Below are 9,008 nucleotides of genomic sequence, written 5' to 3' on the forward strand. Positions count from 1 at the left end.
GGCGCGCAGGGACGTGACCAGGTCGCCGAGCGCCGCCCGGCGGCCCTCGGCGTGCGGGGCGGCGGACTCCAGCGTGCCGAGCTGCGCCGACACCCACACCTCGGCGGGCAGGGCGGCGGGCAGGGCCGGCAGCTCGCCGGCGGCCCGCACGAACACCTCGTAGACCTCGCGGAGGCCGGGCAGCATCAGTCGGGGTCCCTGGACGGGTCGGGTGGCGCTCACGGGCCCAGCGTACGGTCCGATCTCTACCGGCTGGTAACCCGACCCGGCAGGGACTATTACCTTTTAGATAGGTCTTACTTACTTCAGGGCTCGGACCGGCGGTTTGTCTCGTCGAAACAGGTGTCGAGGACATCAGAGGAGAGCGGAGGCACCACACATCCCTGACGTCACAGCGACCCTCCATCGAAAGGCGACACCCACTCCGGCGTGGAGCGATGGCGGGCGACCGCCCCGCGCGCTCGGAGGGACGAAGGCGAGATGGGCGTGAACTTGGAGGAAGACCTGGTCTACCGACTGCTGCTCGCCGTGGACATCCAGGGTTACAGCAGGCTGACCGCGCGGCGGCAGCTCGCGGCGCAGCACGACCTGGCGACCGTGCTCGACAAGGCGGCGGCCGCCGCCGGGCTGTCCCGGTCCGACTGGATCGAGCAGGTCGGCGGGGACGGCGAGCTGGCCACGCTTCCGGCCGGGACGTCCCCGGCCGTCGTGGCGGGCGACTTCGTCGTGGGCTTCGAGGCCGCGCTGCGCGAGGTGAACGCCGCCCGCGACACCGGCGGACGACTCGACCCGGCGCGCGGCGGCTGGCGGCTGCGGGTCCGGCTCGCGCTGCACCACGGCACGCTGTACCCCGGCCCGTTCGGCCCCGCCGGGGACGCCCCGGTCGTCGTCCAGCGGCTGCTCGACTCGATGCCGCTGCGCCGCCTGCTGGACGACCCGCGCCGTGACCTGGCCGTGGTGGTGTCGGAGGCGATGTTCGCCGACGTGGTGCGCACGGGCTTCAGCTCGCTGCCCGAGTCGGCGTTCGAGCCCGTCCGGATCACCGCCAAGGGCTCGGTGTTCCGGGGGCACCTGCTCACCCGTCCGCCGGCCAGGCCGCGCGTCCTGCCGCTCCGGGAGCGTCCGGTCCGTGCGGCCGGGGGCGACCCGCCCGTCCGGGTGCCGGAGCTGACGCTGCTCACCGGGGTCGGCGGACGCGGCGACGACTTCAACTGACAGCCTGGAGACGACGGCCCGGGCCCGTCCCGCCCGCCGGGAGGCGCGGGACGGGGCCCGCGGTCGTCCCACACGACCATCGGACGAGGACGGCGGAGGCCGACATGGCGGACGAGACGGGACTGCGGAGACTGCTGGCGGAGAGCAGGCTGGGCGCCCTGGTGACGATCAAGCGGGACGGGCGCCCCCAGCTGTCCAACATCATCTACCACTACGACCGGGACCGGGACCTGGTGCGGATCTCGGTCACCGACGACCGGGCCAAGACCCGCAACCTGCGCCGCGACCCGCGCGCGAGCCTCCACGTGAGCAGCAAGGACGGCTGGTCCTGGACGGTCGCCGAGGGCGTCGCCGAGCTGACGGACGTCGCCGCCGGCGAGCGGGACGCGACCGTCGAGGAGCTGGTCGACCTGTACCGCTCCATCCGCGGCGAGCACCCGGACTGGGACGAGTACCGCCGCGTGATGGTCGAGGAGCGGAGGCTCGTCGTGCGGCTGCCCGTCGAGCGCGTCTACGGGCAGCCGCTCCGCTGACCTGCGCCCGGCGAGTCGTCGCGGGCGCTCTTCAGCGGGCCGAGGGCGGCGGCGGCCGGGGCGAGCGTGCTCATGAACCCCTCTGTAACTGCCGTGTAGGCTTTAGATGGTCACATCGCGCCTCGAGGAATGTAACTGGTCAAGTGGATTACAACAGTCACTCGGATCGGGTCGTCACGGCCGCCGTCGAACTGGTCAACGTCCTGACCCCCGGCGAGCGCCGCGGCCGCCGCTACGAACCCCCGTCCGACCCGCGCGAACGCTCCGACGCCGCGAACGCCGTCTGGGGCGACGCCGGGGACGACACCCGCCGCACCGAGGCGGAGCTGGCCGAGCTGGCCGCCGTCGCACTCCGGCTGCGCGAGGTCTTCGAGGCCGTCGCGGGCGGCGACGTGGACGATGCGGCCGCGCGGGTCAACCGGATGCTGGACGACACGGCCGCGCGCCCGCGCCTCGCCCGGCACGACGGCGAGCCCTGGCACCTGCACTTCCACGGCGCCGACAGCGGGCTGACCGCCGAGTGGGGCGGGCCCTGCGCGACCGGCCTCGCCGTCGTCCTCGGCAGCGAACTGCACGACCGGCTCGGGGTCTGCACCGCGCCCGTGTGCGACCGCGTCTACGTCGACACCTCGCGGAACGGCACCCGCCGCTACTGCTCGACCGCCTGCCAGAACCGGGTGAAGACCGCCGCGTTCCGCGCGCGCGCCCAGGCCTGAACCCGGGAGCCGGATCCGTTCCCGTCCGTAACCGGCCAGCTCCTCATCGTTCGTTCCGCCGTCCGGCCGTGTCACGCTGGCGGCCCGGGCGGCACGACGGCGGGAGGGCCGGATGTGCGGAGACTGCACGCAGGACGCCTCGAACGTGCCCGAGCCGGTGCGGCGCGCGCTCGACGAGTACCGGGCGCTGCTCGCCGCGCACGGCCCCACCTGGGGCGAGGACCCGATCCGCTACGTCCGGCAGCTGGAGGTCGCGCCGTTCGTCCCGGACGAGCGGGCGTACTTCGTCGCCTGGTTCGTGAAGGCCGTCGAACACTCCGAGGGATCGACCGGTCCGCACATCGAGGCCGCGCTGAACAGCGTCGACCTGCGGGAGATCCTCCGGGACGTCCTGGGCGGCGCGCTGCCCGACAACCTCGCCGCGCTGCGTCTCGCCCCCGGCGGCGCCCGTATCGAGGCCCGTCCGCGCCCGGTCTTCGCCGCCGGGACGGAGCACGCGACCACGCTGCTGCTCGACTCGTCCCGCGACGAGAGCGTCCGCGTGGAGATCGACGGCGCCGTCCACGACCTCGAGCCGCACGGCGTGCGCCTCGTGCCGATCACGAGCGACGCCAAGGTCGTCGTGGACGAGGCGGTCGTCTCCCTCGACGCGCTCACCCGCCGGGCCGCCAAGGCGCGGCTGCGCGTCCGCGCCGGGATGCCCTGCCGCTGGACGGTCGTCGGCGACGACGGCCACGGCTGGTACCCGCCGGGCGCCCCCGACCGGCACGACGCGCACGCCCAGCCCTACTTCCACGGCGACGACCTCGTCCTGGACGTCCCGGCCGAGCCCCTCACCGTCCGGGTCACGCGCGGCGCCGAGTACGAGATCGCCGAGACACGCGTCCATCCCGCGCCGGACGAGGAGCTCAGCGTCGACCTGACGCCGCGCCGCCGCTACGACGCCGCCGCGCGCGGCTGGTACGGCGGCGACATGCACGTCCACATGAACTGGGCCGGGAACAGCGTCGGGACGCCCGAGCAGGCCGCCGCGATCCAGCAGGGCGAGGACCTGCACGTCCTCAACCTCGTCGCCGGGAACGTCTCGACCGTCCGCGTCTACGACCGCGAGGCGCTGGAGCACTGGGCCGGGAGCGACGCCCCCTGGTCCACTCCCGGGCACATCGCCCGCTTCGGCGTCGAGTACCGCAACGACCTGCTCGGACACCTCTACGCGTTCGGCATGGAGCGCCCTCCCGACCTGTTCCACACGGGCTTCCTCGGGACCGACGACTGGCCGCCGAACGCCGAGGGCATCAGGCGGCTCACCGCACTCGGCGCGATCGTCGGCTACAGCCACCCGTTCCACCTCGCGGTAGGCGAGGACGGCGACCCGGGCGAGGCGCTCTCCGACGGCCGCAACTGCTCGGCCCGCGAGATCGTCGCCGACGCCGCGCTCGGCCTCGTGCACAGCCTGGACGTCCTGAACCACTCCGACGTCCACGCGACCGCGCGCGTCTACCGGCGCCTGGTCGGAGCGGGGAACCGGCTCGCCGTCACCGCCGGAAGCGACACGCAGATCTCGTTCACGCGGCGCGGCAACCAGTCCAGCCCGCCCGGCTGGGAACGCGTCTACGCCCGCGTGGACGGCGACCTGACCGCCGCGTCGTTCGCGGACGCGATCCGGCGCGGACGCACCTTCGCGACCACCGGCCCCTGGCTCGAACTCGACGTCGACGGCCACGGCCCCGGCGACACGCTCGACCTGCCCGGATCCGGCGGAACGGTCACCGCCACCGTCCGCGTGGTCGGCGAGGAGGTCGAGAACGTCCAGCTGCTCACCGCGGACGGCGTCGTCGCCGAGGGCCCGCCGGACGAGCTGACCGTCCGGCTCGGCGTCACCGGGCCGACCTACGTGATCGCCGTGGCGACCGGCCCCGAGCACCTCCGGTCGATGCACCGTCTGGGCGTCTACGCCCAGACCAGCCCGGTCCACCTGCACGTCGCCGGACGCCATGTCGCGCGCGAGGACGACGTCCGCTGGTGCCTGGACTTCCTCGACGGCTTCGAGCGGATGATCCGCGACCGGGCGCGGCTCGGCGACGAGCGCCGGCTCGCCGACCACGTCGCCCTCATCGAGGCCGCGCGGGCCGTCTACCGGTCCAGGCTCACCTGAGCGGGCCCACAAGCTCGGCGCCGTGCAGGAGGACGCCGATGGAAAAGGGCGCGGGACGGAGGCACCCCGCAGTTCCTCCGTCCCGCGCGTTCTCGGGGCCCCGTCAGGTGAGGTCGGGGCCGTAGACCTCCCAGAGCTCGCCGGCGAAGAACCGGCCGAACTCGGCCAGCGCCGTCGTGCCGTGCGGCCCGCCGGTGCGGAAGGTGGTCAGCTGCCGCGCGAAGTCGGTCAGCTGGATGTGCAGCACGCCCGCGCCGACGACCTCGGCGTCCGGTTCGTCGTCCGCCCCCACGTGCCCGGCGAGCAGGCGCGTGTAGAGCGTGGACGTGTCCGGCCAGATCCGGGTGGGCGGGCCGTGCAGGACGTTCTTCTCACCGGTCAGGGTCAGGTCACGGCCCCCGTCGTCGGTGAAGAACAGCCGGTACCGCATCACCCGGCGCTGCGCCTCGCCGGTCGGCGCGAACAGGTTGAACCGGCCCCGCCGGACGGGCCGCCGCCCGCCGCAGCGCGCGGCCTCGACCCAGCCCTCCGCGGTCGCCTCGTGCTCGGGTTCGCTGAGGAACCGGTGCACGTCGTCGGTCGCGATGGTCAGCCGGAACGCGAAGGGCTCGCGGTCCTCGTCCACCTCGCCCGCGCGCGGGTCCGGCGTGCCGAAGGTGACGTGGCCCTTCATCTGCTCGGTGAACGACAGTGACGTACCCCCCGCGTCGGCACGGAACCGGTCCCCGGGTTCCGTCCGCGGTCCCCGCTCGGGGGTGTACGCACCGCCGCTCACCGTTTCGTGGCGCGGGCCGGTCGACGAGACCGGCCCGGCCCCCGTGCTTCCGGACGCCGCCCCCACACCGGCGGGCACGGACGTCGCGTTCGTGAGGGCGAGGCCCGCGACGGCCTTCTCGACGGGCGCCCTGCGGGGGGAGCCGCTCCCGGGCGAGGCGGTGGACGAGGTCGCAGCCGAGGTCGTGGCCGAGGCCGTCGACGCGGGCGTCGAAACCCCTGTCCCGCCCCCGCCGCTCTCCAGCAGGCGGGTGCTCATCCGGTCGGCGAACGCCGCGATCGTCAGCGACGGGTTCGGGCCGACCGGGCCCGGCATGACCGAACCGTCCGCGATGTGCAGTCCGGGGTGGCCGTACACCTCACCGTACGGGTCGCACACGCCCACGCCCTCGTGGGCGCCCATCGGCACGCCGCCGAGCGGGTGGACGGTGATGATCCGCTTGCGGAACCACATCGGGTTGTCGGCGTACTCCGCGCCCAGCACGTCCGCGATGCTCTGCATCGTCTTGCGGACGCGCTCGAAGTACGCCTCGCTGGTCTTGGTCGTCCAGTCGGCGTAGAGGCGGCCGTGCTTGTCCAGGTCCAGGCGCCCGTCGGGGGTGTCGCGGCCCATGCCGAGCAGCGGCAGCGAGCTGACCGTGAGCGAGCCGCTGCCGACCAGCTCGCTGAGCTCGGCCGACAGGTGCGTGTCCGGGACGTCCTTGAAGAAGTCGACGAACCGCTCGACCAGGAACTTCACGATGCGCTCGATCTGGCCCGGGACGTCGAGGCCCTGGACGGCCCAGTCGACGAAACCGGGGTGGCCGCCGTCCTGGATGTAGGCGCCGCGGCCCGCGCCGGGCACGCCGTCCACGTCGTCGGGCAGCCGGATCGCGCTGGTGATGACCGGTCCGCGCGCCGCGTCCAGCGGACGCACCCGGTTGCGGTCCTTGGCCTTGAGCAGGAACGTCAGCAGGTCGCCGTTGCCGCTGAACCGGGTGCCGAGGGCGTCGCTCAGCCCCGGCAGCGCCGCCTTCGAACGCAGCAGGATGCGCGCGGTGCCGTACGTTCCGGCCGACAGGATCAGCCGGTCGCAGCCGATGGTCCGCACCGGCGGCCTGCGCGCCTTGGACTCCATGTCGTGGACGACGTAGTCGACCTCGTACCCGCCGCCGCGCCGCGGGCGGATCCTCTTCACCTCGTGCCCGGTGCGGATGTCCGCGCCGTGGTGCTGGGCGGCCGACAGGTAGGTGTGGTCGAGGGTGTTCTTCGACCCGTCGTTGCAGCCGATGTCGCACTCGCCGCACAGGTTGCAGGTGCGCCGCGGGACGCCGTGGAGGTTCCCGTAGGACGGCTCGGCGATCGGCAGCCCGACCGCGGGCTGCCCGCCGGGCTCGCCGGCGAACCGGACGGCGAGCGGCGGCAGCGTCACGTCCAGGCCGAGCTCGGCGGCCGCGTCCTGCATGGCGTGCGCCTTCGGCGTGTTGTCGAACGGCGCGCGGTCCAGCGGGAACGGCGTCGGCTCGAGGATCCTCTCGACGGCGTCGTAGTGCGGGTCGAGGTCGGCGCGGCTGATCGGCCACGACTCGTAGGAGCCGTCCGGCAGCTCCTCGTGGACGAACCAGCGCTCGTCCTTGCGGAGCAGCACGTTGGCGTAGATCAGCGAGCCGCCGCCGAGCCCGGCCGACACGACCGAGTCGCAGCCGTCGAAGCGCCACACGTCGAACATGCCGTACAGGCCCGCGCGCGGCTCCCAGAACGCCCGGCTCATCTCGGCGGGGGAGCGGGGGAAGCTGCCGGGCGGGTACGGGCGGCCGCGCTCCAGCAGCACCACCGACCGCCCGGCCTCGGCGAGCCGGTACGCGCTGACCGACCCGCCGAACCCCGAGCCGACGACGACTGCGTCGACCTGCTCCATGCTGTTGCTCCTGCTCTTTCTCTGTCCGGACGCGGCGGCGTCCCGTCCCGGCCCGGGCGGCCTAGGCGGAGTGCCGCTTGAGGAAGTCGACGACGAGGGGGAACACGTCGAGGTGCGAGTTCTTGCCGATGAGCGGGTCGAGGTGCCCGTAGCCGGGCAGCACGGCCAGCTCGTGGCGGCCCGGCGCGGCCCGCTCGAGGATCTTGTGGAAGTGGATGTTGGAGTCGGCGAAGACGCGGTTCTTCTCCGGCGCCAGGAGCAGCAGCGGAGTGGTCACGTCGGCCGCGCCGGCCAGGTAGTCCTTCGGGAGGGCGGCGTACTTCGGGTCGTTCGGCGCGTACTTCACCGAGCGCCCGGCGTCGACCATCCTGCGGACGTGCCGGTAGTAGTGCAGCCCGGACGCGCAGCAGATGTCGGCGACGCGCTCGTGGGTGACGGGCAGCAGGTTCTCGTGCTCGTACATCGCGGGTTTGCCCGCGCCCCACTGGAAGCTCTGCATGTGGCACGCGCGGACGTCGCACTCGCGGTGGAACAGCGACACCATCCGCGACAGCATCCAGCCGCGGGTGAACGCCGGGGCCTCACCGAAGCGCGGGTCGATGTACGGCAGCCCGGCCACGTACTCCAGGAACGTCGGGCCGAGCGACAGCTTCAGCTTGGAGAACCACGGCACGCGCGGCGTGAGCGAGACGCTGTTGCAGGTCAGGCTGGTGATGCCGGTGACCGTCCCGGCGAACAGCGCCATCGTGAACGACACCGAGCCGAGGCAGTGCGCGATGACGTGCAGCCGCCGGTCGCCGATCTCGCGGCGGATCACCTCCAGCGCCGCCGGGAAGTCGTACAGGGCGATGTCGTCGAGGGTGTAGCGGTGCGTCTCGGTGTCGTAGGGGAAACGGCCGCTCATCCGGAAGTCCAGCGCCCACACGTCGGTGAACCCGGCGTCCAGGAGGTGGGTGGCCAGGTTCTGGTGCTCCGGCATGATGAACACGTCGCTGGCCGAGGTGAGCCCGTGGACCAGCAGCACGACGTCGTCGCACTCGGCGCGCCCGAAACGGGTGAGCTCCAGTCCGAGGCCGTCCCCGGTCGCGAACGGGTACACCGTGACGTCGGCGTCCTTGACGCCCTCCAGCGTCCGCCGTGGAATCGTCGTCTGGGTCATCCTCGCCTCCGTTGTCTCCCGCAAGAATGATGCTGCCGGGCACTGACCGGCGGCATCGTGGGAAACCCTGACTTGTCCCGGAAGCCCGGACCCGGCGGCACTGACACCCTGTGCGCACCGCGCCCACGGCGTCCCGGTGTGTGCTGAACTCGTACTTCATGGGACGACGGCGTCACGCGTCCGGTTGGGACACGCGACCGTCCGGATGTCCGGACCGGTGTCCGGAACCGCCCCCGAAACGGCGTCCGCCCTAGTATCGGGCCGGTACCGAATCCGGGTTACGGCGGGGTCAGGCCCGGCCGGAATCGCCGCGGTTGAGCGCGCTGACGACACCCACGCGGGACGAGACGCCGAGTTTGGTGAAGATGTGCGACAGGTGCGTCTCGACCGTCCGGACGCTGACGAACAGCCGCTCGGCGATCTGGGAGTTCGTGTACCCCTCGGCGACGAGCGACGCCACCTCGTACTCGCGCTTGGACAGCCCGCCCGGCCCGGAGCCGCGGCCGCCCGGCGCGGGCACCCGCACCCCGACCCGGCGCTGCTCGCGCGCCGCCTGGCC

Annotated in this window: 7 protein-coding genes and 1 pseudogene; 4 read left to right on the forward strand and 4 right to left on the reverse strand. The window is 73.2% G+C overall.

Annotated elements, in window-relative coordinates:
• A pseudogene (locus tag EBO15_RS41770) lies at positions 1 to 222 on the reverse strand (hypothetical protein); the annotation flags it as partial.
• Between the two features lie 264 nt (positions 223 to 486).
• On the opposite strand from EBO15_RS41770, the gene EBO15_RS41775 reads away from it, so the two are divergent.
• The 4 genes from EBO15_RS41775 to EBO15_RS41790 all read left to right on the forward strand — a co-directional run bounded on the left by EBO15_RS41775 (position 487) and on the right by EBO15_RS41790 (position 4,619).
• A complete protein-coding gene (locus tag EBO15_RS41775) occupies positions 487 to 1,215 on the forward strand; it encodes a hypothetical protein (RefSeq protein ID WP_199745160.1) in 729 nt (242 codons plus the stop codon).
• A 104-nt stretch (positions 1,216 to 1,319) separates the two neighbouring features.
• Positions 1,320 to 1,748, forward strand: coding sequence for a PPOX class F420-dependent oxidoreductase (locus EBO15_RS41780; RefSeq protein WP_122199979.1), 429 nt, complete (start codon positions 1,320 to 1,322; stop codon positions 1,746 to 1,748).
• Positions 1,749 to 1,891: 143 nt separating this feature from the next.
• Entirely contained in the window at positions 1,892 to 2,464 is a 573-nt protein-coding gene (locus EBO15_RS41785) for a CGNR zinc finger domain-containing protein (protein WP_122199980.1), read from the forward strand.
• 112 nt (positions 2,465 to 2,576) lie between these two features.
• Complete coding sequence (locus EBO15_RS41790) at positions 2,577 to 4,619, forward strand: CehA/McbA family metallohydrolase (protein ID WP_122199981.1); 2,043 nt, start codon at positions 2,577 to 2,579, stop codon at positions 4,617 to 4,619.
• A gap of 103 nt (positions 4,620 to 4,722) precedes the next feature.
• Here EBO15_RS41790 and EBO15_RS41795 read toward each other — a convergent pair whose 3' ends face one another.
• The 3 genes from EBO15_RS41795 to EBO15_RS41805 all read right to left on the reverse strand — a co-directional run.
• Complete coding sequence (locus tag EBO15_RS41795) at positions 4,723 to 7,290, reverse strand: GMC oxidoreductase (protein WP_122199982.1); 2,568 nt, start codon at positions 7,288 to 7,290, stop codon at positions 4,723 to 4,725.
• A gap of 61 nt (positions 7,291 to 7,351) precedes the next feature.
• Positions 7,352 to 8,449 (reverse strand): alpha/beta hydrolase, encoded by a 1,098-nt coding sequence (locus EBO15_RS41800; protein ID WP_122199983.1) that lies wholly within the window; start codon positions 8,447 to 8,449, stop codon positions 7,352 to 7,354.
• A 289-nt stretch (positions 8,450 to 8,738) separates the two neighbouring features.
• Positions 8,739 to 9,008, reverse strand: a 270-nt coding sequence (locus EBO15_RS41805) for a response regulator transcription factor (protein WP_147481898.1), incomplete at its 5' end; no start/stop codon positions are given.

The organism is Actinomadura harenae (assembly GCF_003696215.1).
Classification (GTDB): Bacteria; Actinomycetota; Actinomycetes; order Streptosporangiales; family Streptosporangiaceae; genus Spirillospora; species Spirillospora harenae.

What these genes read in the sequence shown, in the direction of transcription:
- EBO15_RS41780 (WP_122199979.1), top strand. Translation starts at nt 1,320, where the DNA reads ATGGCGGACGAGACGGGACTGCGGAGACTGCTGGCGGAGAGCAGGCTG.
- EBO15_RS41790 (WP_122199981.1), top strand. Translation starts at nt 2,577, where the DNA reads ATGTGCGGAGACTGCACGCAGGACGCCTCGAACGTGCCCGAGCCGGTG.
- EBO15_RS41795 (WP_122199982.1), bottom strand. Translation starts at nt 7,290, where the DNA reads ATGGAGCAGGTCGACGCAGTCGTCGTCGGCTCGGGGTTCGGCGGGTCG.
- EBO15_RS41800 (WP_122199983.1), bottom strand. Translation starts at nt 8,449, where the DNA reads ATGACCCAGACGACGATTCCACGGCGGACGCTGGAGGGCGTCAAGGAC.